Consider the following 22822-nt stretch of genomic DNA (forward strand, 5'->3'; position numbering starts at 1 on the left):
TTAGGCGGCCTCATCCAACAACTGGTTGGTGAGGTTGATAAGTTCGTCAATGTCTTGCGGCGGAAACAGCGTTTCCACTCGACCCACGCGCGAAAGCGGCGGTTCACTGAGTGCGGCGCGGGTAATGCGCCCGTGGCGCACAACAGCGGCTTTTACGGCCCGCAGGAAGTTGAGCTGGTTGGCGCGCAAATAGCCGTGTGCTGCAATGAAAGCGTCGAACGCGGCATTGATGCGCTGCTCGCGGTTGGGCAGATGCGCACCTTCGCAAAGGATGTGCCGCAGAAAGTCAGCCAGCGACGCTGCGGGAACCTCAAAGGCTTTGCGCAAGGTATCTTCGGTGACGAATAGATCAGCCTGGTTAAGTGTGTCGCTGATTCGCTCCAGCTCTTGGTCGCCCAGATGTTCGCCTTGTTTGAGCTTGGCCAATTCGGGAAGCTGGTCAGCCAGTCGGCGGACCAAGGCCTCGACTTGTTCGCGATAACTTTCTGCAAAAGCACCTTCACCCGTGGGGCCGTAAATGATCCAGCTGCGCTGGGTGATGCTGTCCGGTAGGTTGATTTCTACCGTATGGCTTGGTGCCGTGGTGCGATAGCGCATCAGCGGGGCGAATACGGTTTGCAGTGTGGTCAAACGCGCGATATCCAAGTGTTGCCAGAAGCCGGTCGACTGAACCCAGGCTCGTTGTTCGGCCACTCGCTGCACCTGTGGGATATTTTCGGCCAGACTGTTAATCGCCTCGTGAATGCGCTCACGTACTTTGGCCTGCTCGCCGGAATCACCCTTAAGCCAAGCCACGGAGAGGCGCTCGCACCAAATGCGAAATTGAAGTTCATCCAGACCAGCCAATTGGGCAAGTCGCATCAAGGGGGCGATGGTTTGCGACAAGTGTTCAATGGTGCTTGGGCTCGGGGCTGGCCATTGCGCTGCCAGCGCGTCGAGCTCGTCCCAGTGGGGACGTACGTTGATGCTGTGACGGGGCAATGCTTTCAACATTGCCTGCAGATCGGCAATGGCGGTTTGTGTGCCTTGTTGTTGTACCTCCAGGAGTTGCCACTTTTCAAGCCGAAGTCGGAAAAGGCGAACCGGTAGCGGTTCGCTGGGGTGGTCAACCTCTCCGTCGGGTTTGAGCTTGAAATACGCGAAGTTCTTCCAGTGATCGATGATCAAGAAATCCTTCTTTATCTCGCCGGTGGCTATATCGGTATAGAGCCGTGTGCCACGTCCTATCATCTGCCAGAACTTCACCTTGCTGAATACGGGCTTGGCGAAAACCAGGTTCTGGATGGCGGGGACGTCTACGCCGGTGTCGAGCATGTCCACGGAGATAGCCACACGCGGCATGGCGCGGTACTTGAAATCATCCAGTGTCGCGTCAGCGCGCTCCATGTGGCTGTCGATGATTTCAGCCATGCCTTGGCGCTGCAGCTCCGGATAAAGACGATTGAATCCCTCATAAAGCCGCTTGGCGTGGGCATGACTGACGGCAAAGATGATGGACTTGCGCGGCAGGCCGCGCACATCTTTGCGGCTTTTGTCCATGAACTCTCGAACCATGGCATCGTTAGTGCCCTGATTAATGATGCCCTTTTCGATGTCGCTGCCATCGAAGTTGAGTTCGTCAAGATCCACTCCCTGATCGCGAGCCATCTGCTTCAAAGGCTCCGGCAGCGCTTCGCCCTGAATGCCTTGAAGCTGGAAGTTGGTTTGGGCGTCCAGCACGCGATAGTTCACCAGGTTTTGGTCGGCAATGGCCTGCTCATAGCTGTAGTAGTAGCTGGGTGCACCGTCACCACAATCAAATAGTTCGAACGTGTTGTGGTCGATGTAGTCGGTAGGGGTTGCAGTCAACCCAAGCTGAATGGCATCGAAATGATCGAAAACGGCCTTGTAGCGCTGGTAAATGGAGCGGTGGCTTTCATCCGCCACGATCAGGTCGTAGTAGCCTACCGACAGGCGTGAGTACACCTGCATCATGCTGGGGTAGGTGGAGAATTGAATACGCGCGCCAGAAGTTTCGCCGGACTCGATACGGGCAACACTTTCATTGTGTAGATGGGATTTGAACTCCGACATCGCTTGGCGTACAAGTTCACGGCGATCAGCAAGAAACAATACGCGTTGCACGCGCTTGGAGCGCAACAATGTATCGACTAGGGCGATGGTTGTTCGTGTTTTTCCCGTGCCAGTGGCCATTACCAGCAAAAACTTTCGCTTGGCCGCATCTACGCCTTCAGTGACACGACGAATCGCTTCGTTTTGATAGTCGCGGCCGGCGATTTCAGCGTTGATGGAAACGCCACCCAGCGGTTCGGCAAACTGGCGCTGGTGGCGCAGTCGCTCCAGATCGTCCCGTGTGTAAAAGCCAGAGACCTTACGGGGAGCGTAGCGTTCGCGATCCCAGAATTGAATTTCTTTACCATTGGTGAGAAACACGAATGGATCAGTGCCAAATTTTGTTTTTATCACATCGGCATAGTCGGCTGCCTGGCGTTTTCCGGCGATTTCATCGCGGGATGATCGCTTGGCCTCAACTACGGCAATCGGCTTGCCATCTGAACCAAGAAGGACGTAGTCAGCGAACTGCTCACCACCATAGTCGGCCGTGGGCTCTGCTGTCTGTAAGAGAAATTCGTTTACGAGGTTTCGGCGATTTCGGGACCAACCCGCACGAGCCAGCTGTGAATCGATGAGTTCGATTCGTGTCTGCGTTTCATTACGGCTTGTCGTCATGCGGCGCTATCTCCGTCGGCAGGTTCATCCGCTCCGCCAGCGCGCACCCATCCATCGACCTCGGATAGTTGGAACTTCCAAAGCCGGCCGATCTTGTGCGCAGGCAGGCCCCTACGCTCACGCCAGCGGTAGACCGTGTCCTTAACTACACCCAGATGTTGGGCCACGTGTTCAGCAGTCACCCACGGCTCAGTGTTTATTGCATTGGGGCTCAGAGATTTGCCTTTAGAATCGTCTTAAATCGTTGAAAGTAGTCTAACAGAATGGCGGGTTTTATGCCATGAAATGGCCGCTGGTGGGTGAAGGCAGCAATTTGGTCGTTTTGACAGTTTTTCCACGTACCACTGCGCGAAACATTGACCTATCACTAGGGCAGGGGGAAGTGATCTAAGCCAGCGCCCATTTAAAAATTATCAAAATAGGCATTCATCCTGGACCCTATTGATAACTCTACTACTACTTTCACTATTTCTAAAATTCATTGATAGAAAGGAACGGTTGGACAGCATGTGGCTATGTGTGTACTTCCATCGTTGAACAGGTCACAGACAGGACCGGCAGAACAAATCTCAAAAACTGAAGCTAGCTGCGTGCGCAGCTTAGTGGACACACCTCACTGACCTGGCTATTGATACTGCGCTAGACAAAAACTGTAGACATTTTGAAACATATATCACTGGCAAGAGTAAGGCTTCATGTGCTCGATTAGCCCGTGCGCCGCATGGGTATTTTTAATCAAAGGAATCCGCATGTCTTCTATTTTCTCTTGTCCTCGTTGCAATTCCACCAAAATCACAACCCGTAACTACGCTCGTAAAACGGGAGGTGCCGTAGGTGCTGCCGCTGGCGCTGCTGGTAGTGCTGCAGCAGCATTGGGCGGCGCTGAGGCCGGGGCTGCCCTCGGAATGATTGCTGGTCCTGTCGGCTCCATCGTTGGTGGTCTGGCTGGAGCCCTAATGGGGGCTTTATTTGGCGGAGCCGCTGGTTGTGTTGCTGGCGCTGCTGTGGGCGAACAGCTTGATACTCATGTTCTCGATAACTACGAGTGCCAAGCTTGTGCTTACACCTTTAGCAAGTCTCTCTCCTAAAAATAGCACTCTGCTGGCGCTTTTCTCCATTATTACCTTATGCAAATACCTACAGCCCCGCAGGGCTGTAGGTATTTGTTTTGTCTCTATTATCAGGAGTACTAATTATGCATCTCGTTCAATCTATGGCCTATGTCGACCAAACACCGTGGCATGGGCTTGGCAATCAACTCTCCCCTCATCAGCCTCTCGAAGTCTGGGCGCAGCAGGCAGGCATGAACTGGCGCATCGAAGAAAGCGATGTGCGCTTCGTTTCGGGAAGCGCTGGCTCCAGCCTCGGTTCAATTCACTCTTTTCCTGAACAGAAAGTTCTATATCGCTCTGATACGAAGGCGCCGCTTTCAGTCGTTTCGTCCCGTTATCAAGTGGTGCAGCCAGCCGACATCATTGAGTTTTACAGGGATCTCACCGAAGTCGGTGGCTTCGAGCTAGAAACTGCTGGGGTCTTGAAAGGCGGAAAGAAGCTATGGGCGCTTGCCAAAACCGGCCAGGTTGCGACGCTCAAAGGTCGAGATCAGGTTAATGGCTTTCTGTTGCTGGCTACGGCTTGCGACGGCACGTTGGCGACCACCGCTCAGTTTACATCTGTGAGGGTGGTCTGCAACAACACCTTGGCGATTGCATTGGGCGACGGTGCCGGTGCGGTCAAGGTGCCTCATCGTAGCCAGTTCGATGCGCAAGCCGTCAAGCGCCAGCTAGGCATTGCAATTTCGTCATGGGACGGATTTATTGTCCGTATGAAGTCGTTGGCCGAGTGCAAGGTAAAGGAGGGCGATATCGAAGCTTTCCTCCGCCGTGTGCTGACATATCCGGTCAATCCCTCTGTTGGTGGTAATGCCATAGCCGTCAACGATCGTGCATTAAGAACCGTACAGGAACTTTATGCCGGTCGTGGCAAGGGCTCTGAAATGGTCTCGGCGTGCGGCACAGCTTGGGGGCTGCTCAACAGTGTTACTGAGTATGTTGACCATTACCGCCGCGCCCGCAGCGACGATCACCGCCTGGACGCGGCTTGGTTCGGTCAAGGGGCTATGATCAAGCAAAAGGCTTTGGAAGAGGCGTTGAGACTCGTCGCATAAATTCTATCCTTGCGCTCGATATCACAAGGCCTGGCTAGCACCGAGGTGCTGCCAGGATTGCGCTTTATGCAGGCATGAAAATGACTCACCAACTCGAAAAATTGACACTCGCCGGACGCTGCGCATGATCGCTCTGGCAAAAAACAATCGTCAAAGACTAGCGGTCCAGATCGCCAAGGCGGGCTGTTAATTTTTCGATGATTTCCACTACCATCGCACGATCAGCGCTTCCAAGCTTGGAAAGTAGGCGCGCTATATGGTTGGCTTGATCGGTCGCGCGTGAGCTGACCTCGGTTAGGAGGTCGGCGATATTGCACTCAAAGATGTCAGCCAACTCACCCAAACGCACCACGGTCGGCAGGACAACGCCTCGTTCAATCCGCGACACGGCCTCCACGCCTATCCCTAAGCGCTCAGCTACTTGCTCCTGAGTCAGTTCACAAGCGGCCCGGCGCTTCGCGATTGCGCGACTAACGCCCGCAGCTAAGCGCTCCACCTCAGTTTTCGGCATTCACCCTCCATATCCAATCGACATGGTCGAGCATCACCTTATTAAGATGAAGGGTTTAATAGGTTGAGTATCAACCTATTAAGTTGGTAAAATGATGTTAAGGCAATCCACAAACTATAACCTTGGGAAATTAACAAATGAAACGAGTCCTACAATTGTTCGCTATCGCTGGCATTTTCGCAGTCAGCAACGTATGTACCGCAGACGAAACGCCTTTTCAGGTCTCACTACAAACCGTACGTGATGTTCCCATCATCCAGCTTGAGGCCATTGCCAACAAGGTTGTGCTTACCGGCTTTAACGTGAACCGTGGTAATTGCAAGAGCGCGAAGCTGGGCGGAATCTACCCCCTGCCGCTCACCTTCAAGTTTGGTGACGGCGTCAAACTTTTTGCCCATACGTGCAAAGTCAAAGAGGTTGTCTTAATGACCAGTCAAGGAAATTTTACCTACTCCTTTCGATGATTAAGCAAAGTCGGGAAGTGAAATTGGCTTCTCCCCTCCAGCATACGATGCAGTGACGTCGCAAGATTCATTGGTTTTTAAGTACGACCCCGGTTGCCCCGGGCTTTTTTCAATAGGAGTAGGTTATAAAAATGAAGAACTTCAAGAATTCGTTTCGTTTGATCTCAACAACTACCCTGGCGGCTGTACTTGCCGCATGTGGTGGTGGCAACGATGCCGTGACTCCTCCGGTCATTGACTCACCGAAGCCATCTGTTGTGTCGTCTGGTACTGCTGCGATCGGCTCTCCCATTGTCGGTGGCCAAGTCACCATGAAATGTGCGTCTGGTAGCAGACTTTCCGCCGTCACTGAAGCTGCTGGCACCTGGACTGCTTCTCTCAAGGCGACAGACTATCCGTGCGTAATTCAAATGACAGGCGGTACTGTTGGAGGTAAGACTTTCACTGGTTCTCTCTACTCGGCGGCTATGGGAGCTGGCACTGCCAATATCACGCCACTGACCGATCTGCTGCTAGCCACCATGGTGGGCCAGTTGCCGGCTACTTGGTACGCAAGTGCAACCAACGGCAATTTGGCTGGCTCAATAACCCCTACAACCACTTCAGCTGGTATGGCTAAGGTGAAGGCGGCCTTGTCTACTTTGCCGGGTAAATTGAGCCTTCCTGATAATTTTGATCCGGTCACTACCGGTTTCAATGCCGTCAAGGGAAATGAGGTCGACGATTTGCTCGAAGTTTATGGGGCAGTACTGACTGCTGCTGGTCTGACACAAGAAGACGCTGGCAAGGCCGCATCGGCTGGTGCGGCCCTGACGAAGGAAGCGTTTGCGCTTACGGCGTTCACAACTCCCAATCTGACGACGATCAAGATGGGCTCCTCCAAAAACCTGGACGATACGTTTTCGCTGTCGATCTCTGACCCGAATCGTGGCAATATCACGACAAAGGCCGCGCGCAATACCGACGGTAACATCGTGAGTCTGAATCACGGTAGTCCCTTCAACGGTTTCGTTTCGTTGATGGGGAATCGCATTGGGCAGCTTTGCACTGACAATACAGGTGGTTTCAATGGCCACATGGCCAGTCAATACGTGTACGTTTCTTCTGACCTGATGGAAGTGACTGACCCGACAGAGCTGTTCGGTAAGTCCTTCGACGAATACGAAGACTGTGCTGCCTACGGTACTTCGCAGATTACTGCAAACGGCAATTTCATCTTCACAGAGAAGGCGTCCGGCAAGAGCGATAGCCCGGATGTGAACTTCGTACAAGCTCTGACTTCTGGCGGTTATGTGAATTCAGCGGGCGGTTCTTTGGTTCGTGGGAAGGTGTACAAAACGAAGGACGCTAGCCCGACCTATCTCTACGTCATTGTCAGTACCAAGCTGGGCGCTACGACTCCTAAACTGAACGCCGATACCGATTATGTCGTGATGGGCATTTCACATTAATTAAAGTAGGTTGACAGCACAGAGCTACCTGCCCGCAAGGGGCAGGTAGCTCTTTTTTTGGTGTATCCGAGTGTGGTTGGGGCTCGACTTAATTGGTCGAGACCGCCCGATCTGTTTACCCCACTCCAGGGCGTTGCGTAGGCGTAGCCGGCGATCTCGCCGTCGCGTTCAAAGACGTACCACGGCAAGCGCCCCTGCCTCGCGCCTTCGATCAATGCTACTGCCGCATTCTACGAAACGGGGCGAGACCAGTCAGGCGCTGGCGCTTGCTCAAAGTAGGCATTATCACTCGACTGGATACGTGAAGAGTCAGGTAGCCGTGTCGTCGGATGATTGCAAGATTTCTCCTACTTGCCGTGCGTAAAGCCTAGAAGTACAGCAGACTCTAGTGATATCGTGAATATCCAATATATGAAGAAATCTGATTCTCCCAGTGTTTGTGGTTAGGGTGATTGGCTCATGCCAAAGGTTCTGCAATGGTGGCGGTGTTCCGCCAACGGCTCATCCTTTGCCATGTAGTGGATGATTGCATGTAAGCCTTTCCTGCGCTCAAGATGATTTCGGTCAATCTGGCCAACCCCCACACGAAGTCCTCGGGCAAGGATGCGATTCTTATCGGCATTACTGTTCCAGTAACTGCCTGTGCCTTTTGTTACCTTATCTTCCCAGTAGTCACCGATCTTTCTGGCAATGTAGACATCCGCTCTGTGATCTCCAGCATAGAAAATGAGTAAGTGGACGTGTAATCCGGCTTCTTTCCCTTCTTCAATTTTCCAGATATAACCCTTGATGCCTTTAAGAAAGGTGTTGGATCTTCTATTGTTAAATAATTTGTCACGGTGTTGTTGGATGTCATCTATTGTCATGTCATCGCGATAGTCTGGTTTGTAGTTGAGGGTAAGAAACAAAACTAAGTATCTGGATTTCACTTCGAACATGCGTTTTTCTAGATTTAGTGATTTCTCTTCAAGTTGATTAATTTTTTCGTGCACTATCATGCTTGCTCCATTGGTCTGTTTGAACAATGGATCAGCTAGTCAGCTATAAAAATATTTCTGTTAAGTGTTCTTTTTTTAATGAATGCTCCTTTTGTTTGCTTGATTTCATAAGAAGCAGTATTTCGGTTTGATATTAAGTCGTGTATGTAAGTGGTTTTATTTATTATTTTTGTGGCTGGTGCAGATTTTTTGTGGATTTCCATATGCAGACTTATTTTTTTTGGGGAATGCTTTGAGAATTATGGCAAGATAAATTCAAGATATATAACTGGGAGTTGAAGCTCCCAGTTATGGGCTGTACTCCCTTACATAGCGTCGCGTTCTTCTATCCGCTGAATAATCCAGTCCTGCACTTCCTGCTCCACCCACGCGACACGTGCACCGCCTAATGGTACGGGTTTTGGGAAGGTACTTTCGGTGATGTATTTGTAAATGGTTGATCGTCCGAGGCCGGTAAGGTAGATGACGTCTGTGAGTCTGATGAGGCGCATGGTGTACTCCTGTCTGGTTTGTCCAGATCATTCGAGATGCCAGTAGTTTTTTATCGTCGCGGCATCTCTTTGTTCGGAGTGGGTGGCAAGACTGGGGGTATGATCGAAGCGAAAATGAGGTGAGAGTTGGTCATTGCAGCCTGTCCTCACTCCACTCTGCATAGTGGCGTATTCACGCTAGCCTTGTATGACGCTTTATCGGGCGAGAACCATTGAAAAATTCACTTATTTCCGATATATTTCCAATCTATTTCTCGAACATTTCTGAGCTATTTTTCATGAATTTCGATAATAGGTCAAAGTGAATTTTTTGGTTAAAGCTATGAATATTGAAAAATTGATAGTCTATGAATATAGAGTTTAAGGACGAGTTGAAGAGTCTCTTTCCCAAGTGGAGGCTGAACGACAGAGAAGTTGTATGGCTGTGGTTGATGCTTCGTAGGCTAAAGCTTGCTCTTCCTTTGGATGAGTTCGGTGCGAACAATATGTGTGACCGCATGGCTCATTTCATTGAGGATGAGAGACTGATAGCATATTTTGAGGAGGAGAGAAATATAACCATACTTCGCGAAGAAGATCTGCAATGGATTGAGAAGAGCGCGCGGCAATCAAAATGGTTAATCGATGAATTTCTAAACGAAATCAGAATTGATGAGCCGGTATACCCAGCACACTTATCGCCTAGAGAGAAATTAATCGCGATTGTTGATTACTGGAATGCCCCAATTGCTAGGAAGAGTGAAGTACTCGATTCTTTGCGAAAAGATTGGGGGCACCATCTGGAGGAGGATAAATATTACAAGTGGTTTAAGGAAAATTCAGAAAAACAAAAATGCGAAACAGCGTGGGGTTGGTATAGAAAAGAAATGCCAAGGTTGACCAGAGGGAAAAATCCTTTCCATACTTACGAGGCTCTTCTTTTATTTTTGGATTCATCTGGTTTGAAGTTAGATGAAAAGCGGTTGCATATAGTGGAAATAAAGAAGGAGTGGAAGCGGCGACAGGTTAGTGCTAATCAGGAGGGAACCAAGCAGACCAATTTTGCGTTCCCGGAAGACGTTAGGTCTCAATTGGACACTTTGGCTAAAAAATTTGGACTAACGAAAAAGGAATTGGTGGAGAGATTGATTAGACATGCGGCTAAGAACGGTTTGCCAAAAATATCTGATTAGAAATAGCCGCAAAACAGCTTTGACGCGGCTTGCTCATGGGATTGGTTGTTGATTGCAGCTCATCTGGCATGTTCAGAATTTGAAAGCGGACACTGCCATATAAAGTTGAATTATTAGAAATTAAGCTGCTGCCTTTTCATTCTTATTCAGCGGCAGAATTTCTGCACCCCTTTGAGCGTTGGCAAGTTGATTGCCCCACCATTTGTATAATTCCACACGTTGAACGAATCGTTCACCACGGTCATAGGCTCGTGCCACTTCATTGTCATGTGCGTGATCCAAGGCGAGTTCCACTACATCTCGCTCAAAGCCGTGATCGCGGGCGAGGGTCGAAAAGGCGCTCCGCCAGCCATGAGGTGAGTGTTTGCCAGACAGATTTAGTGTTACGCGATATACCTTCTCAATCGACTCCCTGCCAATGTGCTTGCCACCGGCGGGAGATGGGAAGACGTAACCCTTTTTGCCAATCATTGCCTGCCAGCGACGTAGTTCCTCTGTAATCTCTGGGCAGAGAGGGACCCGATGGTCAATGTCGCGGTTGGTGACTTTCATTTTTTCCCTTGGAATAGTCCAGACTGGCTGCTCGCCTTCAAGCTGAAATTCCGCCCATTCAGCATTGACGACGTTACCAATGCGTGAGGCGGTGAATGCGCAGAGGCGGTGCGCTAAATGGACGGAATGAGAGAGGCGGGCCATTTGCGCCCGACGTAATACGTCGCCCAAGGCTACGTAGTCCAGTAGTGCGGGCATACGTCCGCTGTCTTTCTTGCGTGGAAGTACTTCGCGTGCTGGCGCTGCTGGGTTATCGCGACAAAGCCCTTTTGCCTGGGAGTAGCGGAAAACGCCGTTAAGGTGTTGGAGGACGCGGGTGGCGGTTTCCAGTACATCTCGTTTATGAATGTTCTGGATAGCAGTTGCGACCATTGCAGGCGTGATGCTGGCGATGGGGAGCCTGCCGAGGGCGGGGTAGATGTCACGCTCGAATGCACGTGCCGACTTTGTGTGATGACCGAGGCTCCACTCCTTCTTTTTCATCGTCAGCCACTCTTCGGCAACCACTTGAAATGTATTGTCGGTAGTGGCCGCGTGCGCGGCGCGGTTGACTCGGCGATTGCTCACAGGATCTTTGCCTTCAAGGAGTAACCCTTTGACATCGATCAGTTCAACGCGCGCGGCAGCAAGGGTAATGAGCGGGTAGGGCCCGATGGAATAGATTTTCTCTTTTCCGTCCAAGCGGTATTTAATACGCCAGGTCGTGCCACCCGCAGGTGTGACGAACAGGTGCAACCCACCACCGTCAGCCAGCTTCTTGCCACTCTCGGCCTTCGCGACAAACGCCTTGACAGCCTTGTCCGTCAGCTTCCCACTTCCGATACCCCCAGCCATAGCTTCTCTCCAAGTTCAATTTGAAGGAATACCCCCTTCGATACCCCCATTATTGCTGGATGGCAGCGGATTTGGCAAGACAGTTATGGACAGGTGCTAAGAGGAGAAGCAATAAAAAACGCCGTCACTTGGACGGCGTTGGAAGGCTTTGTACAATTAGGTGGTGGAGACGGCGGGAATCGAACCCGCGTCCGCAAGCACTCTACAGACAGTTCTACATACTTAGCACTATCATTTAATTTAACTCAGCCAGCACGGATGTGCACGTTATGGGCAAGCGAGTTACCTATTATTTAGTCGGACGCTAAGTAACCCAGCATACGACGAGTCCCTGTAAATGACTCTAGAGCTTTTGACGGCCCACCCCAGGGACGAGGTGTTCTAGAGCTAACAGCGATTAAGCTGCCAGTGCGTACGAGTTATCGTTTGCAGTTAAGTTTTTTCTGGGTGTATTTACGAGGTAACCAGCCCTCGGTATGCCCTGCGCTGCTTTGCAACCCACGTCGAAACCAGGTCGTCCCCACAGAACCTTCATTGTAGCGCAAACTTCATACTCGTGCATGATGCATTCGTCGTAATGAACGCTTCGTAGCCGTGGAGGCATAACCTTTAGCCCAACAGCAACTGCCGGGGTCTGACCTCGAGCCTCTGCTGCGAGCCGCAAACTCACTTGTGGCCTGCAAGCTATCAAGCCGCCAGCTGCCTTTCCCGCTCCGCCAGCACCACCTCGCTGACCAGTTCCAGCAACGCCGCCGGTGTCTCCAGCAGGTAATCCGCATTCCATGCCAGCGGCTCGACCGGGCCGCAGTAGCCCCAGGCGCAGGCGATGGTGCGCATGCCGGCGGCGCGGCCGGCCTGGATGTCGCGCAGGTCGTCGCCGACGTACCAGCAGGTTTCCGGGGCCAGATTCAGGCGGCGGGCCGCCTCCAGCAGGGGGGCGGGGTGGGGTTTCGGGTGCGGCATGGTGTCGCCGGAGATTACGCAGCCGGCGGCGCCAAGCCCAATCTGGCCGACCAGCGGGTCGGTGAAGCGGGCCGCCTTGTTGGTGACCACGCCCCACGGCAAGCCGAGTGCGGTCAGGCCGTCGAGCAGGTCGGGGATGCCGTCGAAGAGACGGCTTTCCACTGCCAGCGCCGCTTCGTAGTTGTCGAGAAAACCCGTTTTCAGGGGCTCGTAGCCGCTTTCGCCCGGGGCGATGCCGTACGAGGCGCCGATCATGCCGCGCGCGCCGGCCGATGCCGTGGGGCGCAGCACTTCGTACGGCGTCGGCGCCAGTCCGGCGCGCGCGCGCATCAGGTTGATGGCAGCTGCCAGGTCGGGGGCGGTGTCGGCCAGGGTGCCGTCGAGGTCGAACAGGATGGCGCGCGGGGCGGGCAGGTGGTCGGTGGTCATGGCGGGCCTGGACAGTAAAAGTGAGTAAAAAAGAAAAATGGCGGCCGCAGCCGCCTTTTGTGTGGCTATTTGTTTACAAAGGCCGGGTGCAGGCCACCAGATAGTTGACGCTGGTGTCGTTGTTCAGCGAGTAGATCTTGGTCAGCGGATTGTAGCCCATGCCGCGCATGCTGTTCAGGTCCAGGCCGGCGCTGCGCAGGAATTGCGACAGTTCGGCCGGGGTGATGAATTTGTCGTAGTCGTGCGTGCCTTTCGGCAGCAGGCGCAGCACGTATTCCGCGCCCAGGATGGCGAACAGATACGCTTTCGGGTTGCGGTTCAGGGTCGACAGGAAGATATGGCCGCCCGGTTTGACCAGGGTGGCGCAGGCCTTGACGATGGCAGCCGGGTCCGGCACATGTTCCAGCATTTCCATGCAGGTGACCACGTCGTACTGGCCCGCTTCTTCGGCGGCCATGGTTTCGGCGGCGATCAGCTTGTAGCGCACGTTCACGCCGGACTCCAGGCTGTGCAGGTCGGCCACTTTCAGGGCTTTTTCGGACAGGTCGATGCCCGTCACGCTGGCGCCCTTGCGGGCCATCGATTCGGCCAGGATGCCGCCACCGCAGCCGATGTCGATCACGCGCTTGCCGGCCAGCGGCACTTTCGCGTTGATCCATTCCAGGCGCAGGGGGTTAATTTCGTGCAGGGGACGAAACTCGGAAGTGGGGTCCCACCAGCGGTGGGCCAGCTCACTGAATTTTTGGATTTCTAGAGGGTCGGCGTTCATGGATGGAATGATAGCGGCAATTTTCAAAACAGGCAGCCACGGACGAAAAAAAACCCCGCCGTAGCGGGGTTTTTATCGATTGCGCTTGATCTGATGAACAGATCAGGCGCAGCCGGCAGATTAATTACTTGCGGGTACCAACAACTTCGATTTCCACGCGACGGTTTTTCGCACGGCCTTCGGCAGTTTTGTTGTCAGCAACTGGCTGTTTCTCGCCTTTGCCTTCGGTGTACACGCGGTTGCTTTCAACGCCTTTGGAAACCAGGTAGGCTTTGACAGCATCAGCACGACGTACCGACAGTTTCTGGTTGTAGGCATCGGTGCCGACGGAGTCGGTATGACCCACAGCGATGATGACTTCCAGGTTGATGCCGCCCAGTTGGGTGGTCAACTGATCCAGTTTCGATTTGCCTTCTGGTTTCAGCGTGGCCTTGTCGAAGTCGAAGAAGGCATCAGCGGCGAAGCTGACTTTTTCCGAGGTAGGTGCTGCTGGTACTGGCACAACGACTGGCGCTGGTGCTGGAGCAGGCGCTGGTGCTGGTGGCGGAGGAGGTGCCACGCACTTGCCGTCTTGCAGGGTTTCTGGCTCTACGCACAGTGGCACGTCGCAACCTGGCACTGCGTCAGCAGGTGTCCAGTAGCCGGTACGCCAGCACAGACCGAATGGGTCACGCACGATTACGCCGCGGGCATCTTGCACATAGGCGCTCTTTGGCGTTGGTGCTTTGATGTCGGTGGTCACTGGCGCGAATGGTGGCGAGGTTGGGGTTTGAGCCGAAGCCGAGCCAGCAATCACTGCGGATGCAGCGAAAAACAGCGTTACAAATTTATTCATTCTTTTTTCCTTTCGGGGGGTGATATCCGCAGAACAACACGGCGCTACTGGTCTTACGTGCCGGGATTTTATCATGTAGACCACAACGCTCGTTCAGATTGCGAAACTAGCAATTAACTTCTGCTTCATTTTGCCACACGCATCCGTAGCGCACGACCGTGGGCAAATCAAAGCTTCCGCGATTTTAGACTGCATGTTGTAGTTACGCAACGAAAATGCCCAATTATGACGCGCCTGTGACAAGTAGTTGCTTTTTTTGCCTGTTTTACGGGCAGATGGCTTGAAGCAGCGTTGCCAATATGCACTATTGTCAGGCAGTCATGCACGTTGGCGGTGCGTCCGGCCATGGCCAGCTGCACTGCGGGATTTCCCTGCCAGACGGGCAATTTGTACTTGTGGCGGGGCGCGCATGCTAAAATCGTGCGCTTGACTGTTGGGCGTGCCCGGCAAAAAGCCCATGGCGGAACTGCACTCTTGCAACCGTCCTGCCCCTTTTGCCAGCCACTCCATGACGACAGCCGCACAGGATATGCAGTATTGCGTCATACATTGCGTAACAGATAAGTTAACCACAGCCTGAGATCAGTCGAACCGCCAATGGATCAATTCGCAAAAGAAACAATTCCTATTTCCCTCGAAGAAGAGATGCGCAAGAGCTACCTCGATTACGCCATGAGCGTGATCGTCGGTCGCGCCTTGCCTGATGCGCGCGACGGCCTGAAGCCGGTACACCGCCGTGTCCTGTTCGCGATGCATGAATCGAACTACGTGTGGAACCGCCCTTACGTCAAGTGCGCTCGCGTGGTCGGCGATACCATGGGTAAATACCACCCGCACGGCGACGCGTCGATCTACGACACGCTGGTGCGCATGGCGCAGGACTTTTCGCTGCGCTACACGCTGGTCGATGGCCAGGGCAACTTCGGCTCCGTCGACGGCGACGCCGCTGCGGCCATGCGCTACACCGAGTGCCGCCTGGACAAGATCGCCGGCGAGTTGCTGGCCGATATCGACAAGGATACCGTCGACTTCGTGCCCAACTACGATGGCAAGGAAAAGGAACCGTCGGTCCTGCCAACCAAGATCCCGAACCTGCTGATCAACGGCTCGTCCGGTATCGCGGTCGGCATGGCGACAAACATTCCGCCACACAATATTACCGAAGTGATCCACGGCGCGCTGCATGTGCTGCGCAACCCGGAATGCACGATCGACGAACTGATCGAACTGATCCCGGCGCCGGACTTCCCGACCGCCGGCATCATCTATGGCGTCTCGGGCGTGCGCGATGGCTACCGCACCGGCCGCGGCCGCGTGGTGATGCGCGCCAAGACCCACTTCGAGGAATACGGCAAGGACGGCGGGCGCATCGCGATCATCGTCGACGAACTGCCATTCCAGGTCAACAAGAAATCCCTGCTCGAACGCATCGCCGAAAACGTGCGCGACAAGAAGCTCGAAGGCATTTCCGACATCCGCGACGAGTCCGACAAGTCGGGCATGCGCGTGGTGATCGAACTGAAGCGCGGCGAAGTGCCGGAAGTGGTGCTGAACAATCTGTACAAGCAGACCCAGTTGCAGGACACCTTCGGCATGAACATGGTGGCGCTGGTCGATGGCCAGCCGAAGCTGCTGAACCTCAAGCAGATGCTGCAATGCTTCCTGTCGCACCGCCGCGAAGTGGTTACGCGCCGCACCGTGTTCGAACTGCGCAAGGCGCGCGAACGCGGCCACGTTTTGGAAGGCCTGGCCGTCGCGCTGGCCAATATCGATGACTTCATCGCCATCATCAAAGCCGCGCCGACGCCGCCGATCGCCAAGGTCGAGCTGATGGCGCGTCCATGGGATTCGTCCGTGGTACGCGAGATGCTGGCGCGCACCGGCGACGGCAATACGCCGGGCGGCGTGGATGCGTATCGTCCGGAAAACCTGCCGAAGCACTACGGCATGCAGGCCGACGGCCTGTACAAGCTGTCGGACGACCAGGCGCAGGAAATTCTGCAGATGCGTTTGCAGCGCCTGACCGGCCTGGAACAGGACAAGATCGTCAACGAGTACAAGGAAGTGATGGAACATATCGCTGACCTGCTCGACATCCTGGCCAAACCGGAACGCGTGACCGTCATCATCACCGACGAAATGACGCTGGCGATGAACGAATACGGCGCCGGCAAGAAGGACGTGCGCCGCTCGCAGATCGAACTGAACGCGACCGACCTGGAAACCGAAGACCTGATCACGCCGCAGGACATGGTGGTGACGTTGTCGCACACCGGCTACATGAAAGCGCAGCCGATTTCCGAATACCGCGCGCAGAAGCGCGGCGGACGCGGCAAGCAGGCGATGGCAACCAAAGAGGAAGACTGGATCGACCAGCTGTTCATTGCCAACACGCACGACTACATCCTGTGCTTCTCGGACCGCGGCCGCATGTACTGGCTGAAGGTATGGGAAGTGCCGCAAGGCTCGCGCAATTCGCGCGGCAAACCGATCGTCAACATGTTCCCGCTGCAGGACAACGAGAAGATCACCGTGATCCTGCCGCTGTCGGGCGAGAACCGCACCTTCCCGGAAGACCATTATGTGTTCATGTCGACCAGCCTGGGCACGGTCAAGAAAACGCCGTTGAGGGACTTCAGCAATCCACGCAAGGCCGGCATCATCGCGGTCGACCTGGACGATGGCGACTTCCTGATCGGTGCGGCGCTGACCGACGGCAAGCACGACGTGATGCTGTTCTCGGACTCGGGCAAGGCAGTGCGCTTCGACGAAAACGATGTGCGTCCGATGGGCCGCACGGCGCGCGGCGTGCGCGGCATGAACCTGGAAGAAGGCCAGCACGTGATCGCGCTGCTGGTGGCCGAGAACGAGCAGCAGTCGGTGCTGACGGCGACCGAAAACGGCTACGGCAAGCGCACGCCGATCACGGAATACACGCGCCATGGCCGTGGCACGAAAGGCATGATCGCGATCCAGACCAGCGAGCGCAATGGCCGCGTGGTTGCCGCCACGCTGGTCAACACGACCGATGAAATCATGCTGATCACCACCGGTGGTGTCTTGATCCGCACCCGCGTGTCCGAGATCCGCGAAATGGGCCGCGCCACGCAAGGCGTGACCCTGATCGCAGTCGAAGACGGCACCAAGCTGTCCGGCCTGCAGCGCGTGGTCGAAACCGATATCGACGAAGTCGAGCTGACGACGGAGGCCGCTGCGGCTCCTGCGGCGGCCGAGCCTGCCGATTCTGCCGATCCTGCAGCCGACGACGGAACCGACCCGGCGCAGCCGGAGTAAGATGATTGGGGCTCTTTCGGGAGCCCCAATTGCTATGGGCGCCGCTTTTTGCCGCCCCGGCACCATGACAGTAGGTCGGGTTCGCCCAAAGGGCGTAACCCGACAAAGCGTGCAGGCCACAGGCCTTTTTATCAGTCATTCAAGATTCCGCACACCATGAGAAAAATCGTCGCCACCTTCTTCGCCGCCTTTTCGCTGGCTTTCCTGGCCACCCTGCCGGCCCAGGCGCAGAACGCGCAGGCGGCGCCGGCGCGCCAGGCCGCTCCAAGCCCCGCCATGAAGGTGGCCGTGCGCCGCATGCTCGACGCCATGCAGTTCCCCGCGCTGACGCGGCAGATTTTCGACCAGATGCTGCAATCGGTGCCGGCCATGATGCGCCAGGCGGCCGTGCAGAACATCAGCGGCAACGCCAACCTGACCGAGGAGCGCAAGGCGCGCGCGCTGGCCAATGCGGAAGAGGAGATACCGCTGGCCGTGGCCACCCTGACCCAGGTGCTGGCCGACCAGAGCCTGATCGACGAACTGGGCGCCGAAATGGTGCCCCTGTACGCACGCTATTACACGGTGCAGGAAATCGAGCAACTGACGGCGTTCTACCAGACGCCGCTGGGCCGCAAGATGCTGGCCACCATGCCGCAGCTGTCGGCCGAATCGATGGCGATCAGCCAGCGCGTGCTCATTCCCCGCGTCAACGCCGTGCTGGAACAAGTCCTGCGGGCGGCCACGCAGCCGCCGCAATAACCATGAGGAATGTATCGTGATCGATCCTGTTGTCAACCCGATTTATAACTTCTCCGCCGGCCCCGCCGTCTTGCCCAGGGAAGTGCTGGCACAGGCCGCCGCCGAGATGCTGGACTGGCATGGCAGCGGCATGTCGGTGATGGAAATGAGCCACCGCGGTCCCGAATTCATTTCCATCTACAAGCAGGCCGAAGCGGACCTGCGCGAACTGCTGGCCGTGCCCGCCAACTACAAGATATTGTTTTTGCAGGGCGGTGGCCTGGGCCAGAACGCGATTATCCCGATGAACCTGGTGGGGCTGGCGGCAACGCAACCGGCCACCATCGACTTCGTGCACACGGGTTCGTGGTCGGGGAAATCCATCAAGGAAGCGGCCAAATACGCCAACGTCAACGTGGCGGCCTCCTCGCAGGCAGCCGGTTTCACGGGCGTGCCGCCGGTGGCCGAATGGAAGCTGACGCCGGGCGCCGCCTACCTGCATATCTGCACCAACGAGACCATCGACGGCGTCGAGTTCCAGCAGGCGCCGCAGGTACCCGCCGGCACCACCATCGTGGCCGACATGTCGTCGCACATATTGTCGCGCGTGGTCGACGTGTCGCAGTACGGCGTGATCTTCGGCGGCGCGCAGAAAAATATCGGCCCGGCCGGCCTGACGGTGGTGATCGTGCGCGAAGACCTGCTGGGCAAGGCCCTGGACATCTGCCCGTCGGCGTTTGACCTGGCCAATGTGGCCGAGCATGAGTCGATGTACAACACGCCGCCCACCTACGGCATCTATATCGCCGGCCTGGTTTTCCAGTGGCTGAAAAAGCAGGGTGGCGTGGCAGCCATGGAACAGCGTAATATCGAGAAAGCGGCGCTGCTATACGCGGCGCTGGACGCGGACGACTTCTACCAGAACCGTGTCGCACCACCATACCGTTCGCGCATGACGATCCCGTTCTATCTGCGCGACGAAAGCCTGAACGACGCCTTCCTGGCCGGCGCGAAACAGCGCGGCCTGCTGCAGCTGAAGGGCCACAAGTCCGTCGGCGGCATGCGCGCATCGATCTATAACGCGATGCCGATCGAGGGCGTGCAGGCGCTAGTAACATATCTGAACGAGTTTGCCGGACGCTGAAGTCGCATCGACGAGCGCCGGCCGTCGCCGGCGCAGGCCGTGCGGCTATGATTGAAGTACAGCTGACGAAACAACACCATGACAGATAAACTGAAACCCTTGCGCGAACAGATCGATGCGATCGACGCGCAAATCCTCGACCTGCTGAATCGCCGCGCGCTGATCGCGCAGGAAGTGGGCCACGTGAAAGCCGAAACGCAGGCGCCCGTGTTCCGCCCCGAGCGCGAAGCGCAGGTGCTGCGCGGCGTGGCCGAGCGCAATCCTGGCCCGATGGGCGACCGCGAAGTGCAGACCATCTTCCGCGAAATCATGTCGTCCTGCCGCTCGCTGGAAAAGCGCGTGACGGTGGCCTATCTGGGTCCGGCCGGCACCTTCAGCGAGCAGGCCGTGTACCAGCAGTTCGGTAGCGCCGTCGAAGGCCTGCCGTGCGCGTCCATCGATGAAGTGTTCCGCTCGGCCGAAGCGGGTACGGCGGACTTCGGCGTGGTGCCGATCGAAAATTCCTCGGAAGGCGCCGTCAACCGCACGCTCGACATGATGCTGCAGACCAGCCTCGTCATCAGCGGCGAGGTGGCGATTGCCGTGCACCACAGCCTGATGACCAAAAGCGGCAATATGGACGGCGTGACGTCGATCTGCGCCCACTCGCAGGCGCTGGCGCAGTGCCAGGTATGGCTGAACCAGCACTACCCGCATATCGCGCGCCACGCCGTGGCCTCGAACGCGGAAGCGGCGCGTCTGGCCGGCGAAGACGGCACGGTGGCGGCGATCGCCAGCGAACTGGCCGGCGCCCAGTACAAGCTGGGCGTGGTCAAGGGCCATATCCAGGACGACCCGCACAACCGTACCCGTTTTGCCGTGATCGGCACCCTGCAGACGGCACCGTCGGGCAAGGACCAGACGTCGCTGGTGCTGGCCGTGCCGAACAAGGCCGGCGCCGTGTACCAGCTGCTGGCGCCGCTGGCGAAACACGGCGTGTCGATGACCCGCTTCGAGTCGCGCCCGGCGCGCATGGGCAGCTGGGAGTATTATTTCTATGTCGACGTGGAAGGCCATGTGCACAACCCGTCCGTGGCGCAGGCGCTGGCCGAACTGCAGGGCAATGCGGCGTTCTTCAAGGTGCTGGGGTCGTATCCGGTCAGCTTGTGACGCCAACGGTGGTGTCGGATTACGCTGCGCTAATCCGACCTGCGCGATATCTGTATTCCGCAGGTTGGGTTAGCGAAGCGTAACCCAACAACAGCCAGCCTAATCTATTACCAACTTTTAAAGCACACCATGTCTAAAAATATCGGTCCTGAATACGTCCGCGCCATCGCTCCTTACCAGAGCGGCAAACCGATCGCGGAAGTTGCGCGTGAATTCGGTCTCGACGAAGCGGCCATCGTCAAGCTGGCCTCGAATGAAAACCCGTACGGCATGCCGGAGTCGGCCAAGCAGGCGATGATCGCCGCCATCGACGACCTGGGCCGCTACCCGGACGCCAACGGTTTCGACCTGAAAGCCGTGCTGTCGCAGCGCTATGACGTGCCGGCCGACTGGATCACGCTGGGCAACGGCAGCAACGATATCCTGGAAATCGCCGCGCACGCGTTCGTGCAGCATGGCCAGGCCGTCGTGTATTCGCAGTATTCGTTTGCCGTCTACGCGCTGGCCACGCAAGGCCTGGGCGCGCGCCATATCGTGGTGCCGGCGCAGGCCTATGGCCATGACCTCGATGCGATGGCCGCGGCCATTACCGACGACACGCGCCTGCTGTTTATCGCCAATCCGAACAACCCGACCGGCACCTTTCTGTCGGCCGCGCAGATCGAAGCGTTCCTGCGGAAAGTGCCGCAGCACGTGGTGGTGGTGCTGGACGAAGCCTATAACGAATTCCTGTCGGCCGACGACCAGTACGAGTCGACCGAGTGGGTGCGCCAGTATGCTAACCTGGTGGTGTCGCGCACCTTGTCCAAGGCCTATGGCCTGGCCGGCCTGCGCGTGGGTTTTGCGATTGCCCAGCCGGTGCTGACGGACCTGATGAACCGCATTCGCCAGCCGTTCAATGTGAACTCGATGGCGCAAGCGGCCGCCATCGCCGCGCTGAACGACAAGGAATTCCTGGAGAAAAGCGCGCGCAACAACGCGGCCGGCTACCAGCAGTTCACCGAAGCGTTTGATGCCTTGGGCCTGGAATACGTGCCGTCGCACGGCAACTTCGTGCTGGTCAAAGTGGGCGACGACGACGAGGCGGGCGCGCGCGTCAACCTGGCACTGCTGAAGCAGGGCGTGATCGTGCGTCCGGTCGGCAGCTATGGCTTGCCGCAATGGCTGCGCATTTCCATCGGCCTGCCGCAGGAAAACGCCATCTTTATCGCCGCGCTGACGAAAGCGCTGGCTTGAATCGTATGCTGAACAAGGTTGTCATCTTTGGCGTGGGCCTGATCGGCGGCTCGTTCGCGCGCGCCCTGAAGCATGCGGGCGCGGTCAACACCGTGGTCGGCATGGGCCGCTCGCCGGCGTCGATGGCGCGCGCACTGGAGCTGGGCATTATCGATGAGATCGGCGGCGACATGGCTGAAGCCCTGAACGGCGCCGACCTGGTGCTGCTGGCCGCGCCCGTGGCGCAGACCGGCGCCATCCTGGCGGCGATTGCGCCGCATCTGCAGCCGGGAACCATCGTCACCGACGCGGGCAGCACCAAGTCCGATGTGGTGGCGGCCGCGCGCGCGGCACTGAAAGAGAAAGTGTCGCAGTTCGTGCCCGGCCATCCGATCGCGGGCCGCGAGACCAACGGGCCGGACGCAGCCATTATCGATCTGTACCAGGGCAAGAAAGTGGTGCTGACGCCGCTGGCGGAAAACGCTGCCGCCGACGTGGAAAAAGTGGCTGCCGCCTGGCGCGCCTGCGGTGCCATCCTGCATACGTTGAGCTGCGAAGAGCACGACAAGGTATTTGCCGCCGTCAGCCATCTGCCGCATCTGCTGGCGTTTGCGCTGGTCGACGATATCGCCAACAAGCCGCACGCCGGTTTGCTGTTCCAGTACGCGGCCAGCGGTTTTCGCGACTTCACGCGCATTGCCGGCTCGTCGCCCGAAATGTGGCGCGACATCAGCCTGGCCAACCAGCCGGCGCTGCTGGCCGAACTCGATGCCTACCTGGCGCAGCTGAGCGCCTTGCGCACGCACCTGGCGGCCCACGATGGCGCGGCGATCGAGAACGTGTACGCGAACGCCCAGCACGCGCGCCAGCAATGGATCGAGGCGATTGAAACGGCGGAAGCGCCGGCGCCCAAATAAAAATTTTCGAAGGATTT

General features: G+C 56.4%; 20 protein-coding genes and 1 other RNA gene. 11 read left to right on the forward strand and 10 right to left on the reverse strand.

All coding sequences use genetic code 11. The annotated features are described in order from the left end of the window. Complete coding sequence (locus RTQ46_RS17455; protein ID WP_312438513.1) at positions 1-2730, reverse strand: DEAD/DEAH box helicase family protein; 2730 nt, start codon at positions 2728-2730, stop codon at positions 1-3. Next, positions 2727-2930 (reverse strand): helix-turn-helix domain-containing protein, encoded by a 204-nt coding sequence (locus tag RTQ46_RS17460; protein ID WP_312438587.1) that lies wholly within the window; start codon positions 2928-2930, stop codon positions 2727-2729. The genes RTQ46_RS17455 and RTQ46_RS17460 overlap by 4 nt, the downstream gene beginning before the upstream one ends. 549 nt (positions 2931-3479) lie before the next feature. On the opposite strand from RTQ46_RS17460, the gene RTQ46_RS17465 reads away from it, so the two are divergent. Next, positions 3480-3818: a hypothetical protein gene (locus tag RTQ46_RS17465; RefSeq protein WP_312438515.1), complete on the forward strand. Its 339-nt coding sequence runs from the start codon at positions 3480-3482 to the stop codon at positions 3816-3818. Positions 3819-3925: 107 nt separating this feature from the next. Next, on the forward strand, positions 3926-4897 hold the full coding sequence (locus RTQ46_RS17470) for a DUF932 domain-containing protein (protein WP_312438516.1): 972 nt from the start codon (positions 3926-3928) through the stop codon (positions 4895-4897). 157 nt (positions 4898-5054) lie between these two features. Here the strand turns inward: RTQ46_RS17470 and RTQ46_RS17475 are convergent, their stop codons facing one another. After that, entirely contained in the window at positions 5055-5408 is a 354-nt protein-coding gene (locus tag RTQ46_RS17475) for a helix-turn-helix transcriptional regulator (protein ID WP_312438517.1), read from the reverse strand. A gap of 137 nt (positions 5409-5545) precedes the next feature. Between RTQ46_RS17475 and RTQ46_RS17480 the strand changes: the two genes are divergently transcribed. Together RTQ46_RS17480 and RTQ46_RS17485 are read left to right on the forward strand one after the other, a co-directional pair. Continuing rightward, entirely contained in the window at positions 5546-5872 is a 327-nt protein-coding gene (locus tag RTQ46_RS17480; protein ID WP_312438518.1) for a hypothetical protein, read from the forward strand. 131 nt (positions 5873-6003) lie between these two features. Further along, a complete protein-coding gene (locus RTQ46_RS17485; protein ID WP_312438519.1) occupies positions 6004-7323 on the forward strand; it encodes a hypothetical protein in 1320 nt (439 codons plus the stop codon). Positions 7324-7766: 443 nt separating this feature from the next. Here RTQ46_RS17485 and RTQ46_RS17490 read toward each other — a convergent pair whose 3' ends face one another. Continuing rightward, positions 7767-8321, reverse strand: coding sequence for an inovirus-type Gp2 protein (locus RTQ46_RS17490; protein WP_312438521.1), 555 nt, complete (start codon positions 8319-8321; stop codon positions 7767-7769). Positions 8322-8626: 305 nt separating this feature from the next. Beyond that, the gene (locus tag RTQ46_RS17495; protein ID WP_312438523.1) at positions 8627-8812 is read right to left on the reverse strand and encodes an AlpA family transcriptional regulator; all 186 of its coding nucleotides are present in this window, start codon (positions 8810-8812) and stop codon (positions 8627-8629) included. Between the two features lie 347 nt (positions 8813-9159). Here RTQ46_RS17495 and RTQ46_RS17500 point away from each other — a divergent pair, with 347 nt between their 5' ends. Next, positions 9160-9984, forward strand: a complete 825-nt coding sequence (locus tag RTQ46_RS17500; RefSeq protein WP_312438525.1) for a hypothetical protein — start codon at positions 9160-9162, stop codon at positions 9982-9984. A 120-nt stretch (positions 9985-10104) separates the two neighbouring features. Here RTQ46_RS17500 and RTQ46_RS17505 read toward each other — a convergent pair whose 3' ends face one another. The 5 genes from RTQ46_RS17505 to ompA all read right to left on the reverse strand — a co-directional run bounded on the left by RTQ46_RS17505 (position 10105) and on the right by ompA (position 14366). Further along, positions 10105-11370, reverse strand: a complete 1266-nt coding sequence (locus tag RTQ46_RS17505; protein ID WP_312438526.1) for a phage integrase central domain-containing protein — start codon at positions 11368-11370, stop codon at positions 10105-10107. A gap of 161 nt (positions 11371-11531) precedes the next feature. Then, positions 11532-11892, reverse strand: a transfer-messenger RNA (tmRNA) gene (gene ssrA, locus RTQ46_RS17510). 165 nt (positions 11893-12057) lie between these two features. Then, positions 12058-12762 (reverse strand): HAD-IA family hydrolase, encoded by a 705-nt coding sequence (locus tag RTQ46_RS17515; RefSeq protein ID WP_312438528.1) that lies wholly within the window; start codon positions 12760-12762, stop codon positions 12058-12060. A 73-nt stretch (positions 12763-12835) separates the two neighbouring features. Next, the gene (gene ubiG, locus RTQ46_RS17520; RefSeq protein WP_312438530.1) at positions 12836-13531 is read right to left on the reverse strand and encodes a bifunctional 2-polyprenyl-6-hydroxyphenol methylase/3-demethylubiquinol 3-O-methyltransferase UbiG; all 696 of its coding nucleotides are present in this window, start codon (positions 13529-13531) and stop codon (positions 12836-12838) included. A 124-nt stretch (positions 13532-13655) separates the two neighbouring features. Further along, positions 13656-14366, reverse strand: a complete 711-nt coding sequence (gene ompA, locus RTQ46_RS17525) for an outer membrane protein OmpA (RefSeq protein WP_312438532.1) — start codon at positions 14364-14366, stop codon at positions 13656-13658. Between the two features lie 597 nt (positions 14367-14963). On the opposite strand from ompA, the gene gyrA reads away from it, so the two are divergent. From gyrA to RTQ46_RS17555, 6 genes are all read left to right on the forward strand, one after another. After that, positions 14964-17660, forward strand: a complete 2697-nt coding sequence (gyrA, locus tag RTQ46_RS17530) for a DNA gyrase subunit A (protein ID WP_312438533.1) — start codon at positions 14964-14966, stop codon at positions 17658-17660. A 156-nt stretch (positions 17661-17816) separates the two neighbouring features. After that, the gene (locus RTQ46_RS17535) at positions 17817-18401 is read left to right on the forward strand and encodes a DUF2059 domain-containing protein (protein ID WP_312438535.1); all 585 of its coding nucleotides are present in this window, start codon (positions 17817-17819) and stop codon (positions 18399-18401) included. A gap of 16 nt (positions 18402-18417) precedes the next feature. Continuing rightward, positions 18418-19524 carry a 3-phosphoserine/phosphohydroxythreonine transaminase gene (gene serC / locus RTQ46_RS17540; RefSeq protein WP_312438537.1) on the forward strand — a complete coding sequence of 369 codons (1107 nt, stop codon included), beginning with the start codon at positions 18418-18420 and terminating at the stop codon, positions 19522-19524. Positions 19525-19602: 78 nt separating this feature from the next. Further along, the gene (pheA, locus tag RTQ46_RS17545; protein WP_312438539.1) at positions 19603-20673 is read left to right on the forward strand and encodes a prephenate dehydratase; all 1071 of its coding nucleotides are present in this window, start codon (positions 19603-19605) and stop codon (positions 20671-20673) included. A 129-nt stretch (positions 20674-20802) separates the two neighbouring features. Further along, on the forward strand, positions 20803-21909 hold the full coding sequence (gene hisC, locus RTQ46_RS17550; protein WP_312438541.1) for a histidinol-phosphate transaminase: 1107 nt from the start codon (positions 20803-20805) through the stop codon (positions 21907-21909). A 5-nt stretch (positions 21910-21914) separates the two neighbouring features. Continuing rightward, positions 21915-22805: a prephenate dehydrogenase/arogenate dehydrogenase family protein gene (locus RTQ46_RS17555; RefSeq protein ID WP_312438543.1), complete on the forward strand. Its 891-nt coding sequence runs from the start codon at positions 21915-21917 to the stop codon at positions 22803-22805. The last annotated feature ends 17 nt before the right edge of the window (positions 22806-22822 follow it).

This window comes from Janthinobacterium sp. (assembly GCF_031995485.1).
Taxonomy (GTDB): Bacteria; Pseudomonadota; Gammaproteobacteria; order Burkholderiales; family Burkholderiaceae_D; genus Janthinobacterium.

What these genes read in the sequence shown, in the direction of transcription:
- RTQ46_RS17455 (WP_312438513.1), bottom strand. Translation starts at nt 2,730, where the DNA reads ATGACGACAAGCCGTAATGAAACGCAGACACGAATCGAACTCATCGAT.
- RTQ46_RS17465 (WP_312438515.1), top strand. Translation starts at nt 3,480, where the DNA reads ATGTCTTCTATTTTCTCTTGTCCTCGTTGCAATTCCACCAAAATCACA.
- RTQ46_RS17470 (WP_312438516.1), top strand. Translation starts at nt 3,926, where the DNA reads ATGCATCTCGTTCAATCTATGGCCTATGTCGACCAAACACCGTGGCAT.
- RTQ46_RS17475 (WP_312438517.1), bottom strand. Translation starts at nt 5,408, where the DNA reads ATGCCGAAAACTGAGGTGGAGCGCTTAGCTGCGGGCGTTAGTCGCGCA.
- RTQ46_RS17480 (WP_312438518.1), top strand. Translation starts at nt 5,546, where the DNA reads ATGAAACGAGTCCTACAATTGTTCGCTATCGCTGGCATTTTCGCAGTC.
- RTQ46_RS17485 (WP_312438519.1), top strand. Translation starts at nt 6,004, where the DNA reads ATGAAGAACTTCAAGAATTCGTTTCGTTTGATCTCAACAACTACCCTG.
- RTQ46_RS17490 (WP_312438521.1), bottom strand. Translation starts at nt 8,321, where the DNA reads ATGATAGTGCACGAAAAAATTAATCAACTTGAAGAGAAATCACTAAAT.
- RTQ46_RS17495 (WP_312438523.1), bottom strand. Translation starts at nt 8,812, where the DNA reads ATGCGCCTCATCAGACTCACAGACGTCATCTACCTTACCGGCCTCGGA.
- RTQ46_RS17500 (WP_312438525.1), top strand. Translation starts at nt 9,160, where the DNA reads ATGAATATAGAGTTTAAGGACGAGTTGAAGAGTCTCTTTCCCAAGTGG.
- RTQ46_RS17505 (WP_312438526.1), bottom strand. Translation starts at nt 11,370, where the DNA reads ATGGCTGGGGGTATCGGAAGTGGGAAGCTGACGGACAAGGCTGTCAAG.
- RTQ46_RS17515 (WP_312438528.1), bottom strand. Translation starts at nt 12,762, where the DNA reads ATGACCACCGACCACCTGCCCGCCCCGCGCGCCATCCTGTTCGACCTC.
- ubiG (WP_312438530.1), bottom strand. Translation starts at nt 13,531, where the DNA reads ATGAACGCCGACCCTCTAGAAATCCAAAAATTCAGTGAGCTGGCCCAC.
- ompA (WP_312438532.1), bottom strand. Translation starts at nt 14,366, where the DNA reads ATGAATAAATTTGTAACGCTGTTTTTCGCTGCATCCGCAGTGATTGCT.
- gyrA (WP_312438533.1), top strand. Translation starts at nt 14,964, where the DNA reads ATGGATCAATTCGCAAAAGAAACAATTCCTATTTCCCTCGAAGAAGAG.
- RTQ46_RS17535 (WP_312438535.1), top strand. Translation starts at nt 17,817, where the DNA reads ATGAGAAAAATCGTCGCCACCTTCTTCGCCGCCTTTTCGCTGGCTTTC.
- pheA (WP_312438539.1), top strand. Translation starts at nt 19,603, where the DNA reads ATGACAGATAAACTGAAACCCTTGCGCGAACAGATCGATGCGATCGAC.
- hisC (WP_312438541.1), top strand. Translation starts at nt 20,803, where the DNA reads ATGTCTAAAAATATCGGTCCTGAATACGTCCGCGCCATCGCTCCTTAC.
- RTQ46_RS17555 (WP_312438543.1), top strand. Translation starts at nt 21,915, where the DNA reads ATGCTGAACAAGGTTGTCATCTTTGGCGTGGGCCTGATCGGCGGCTCG.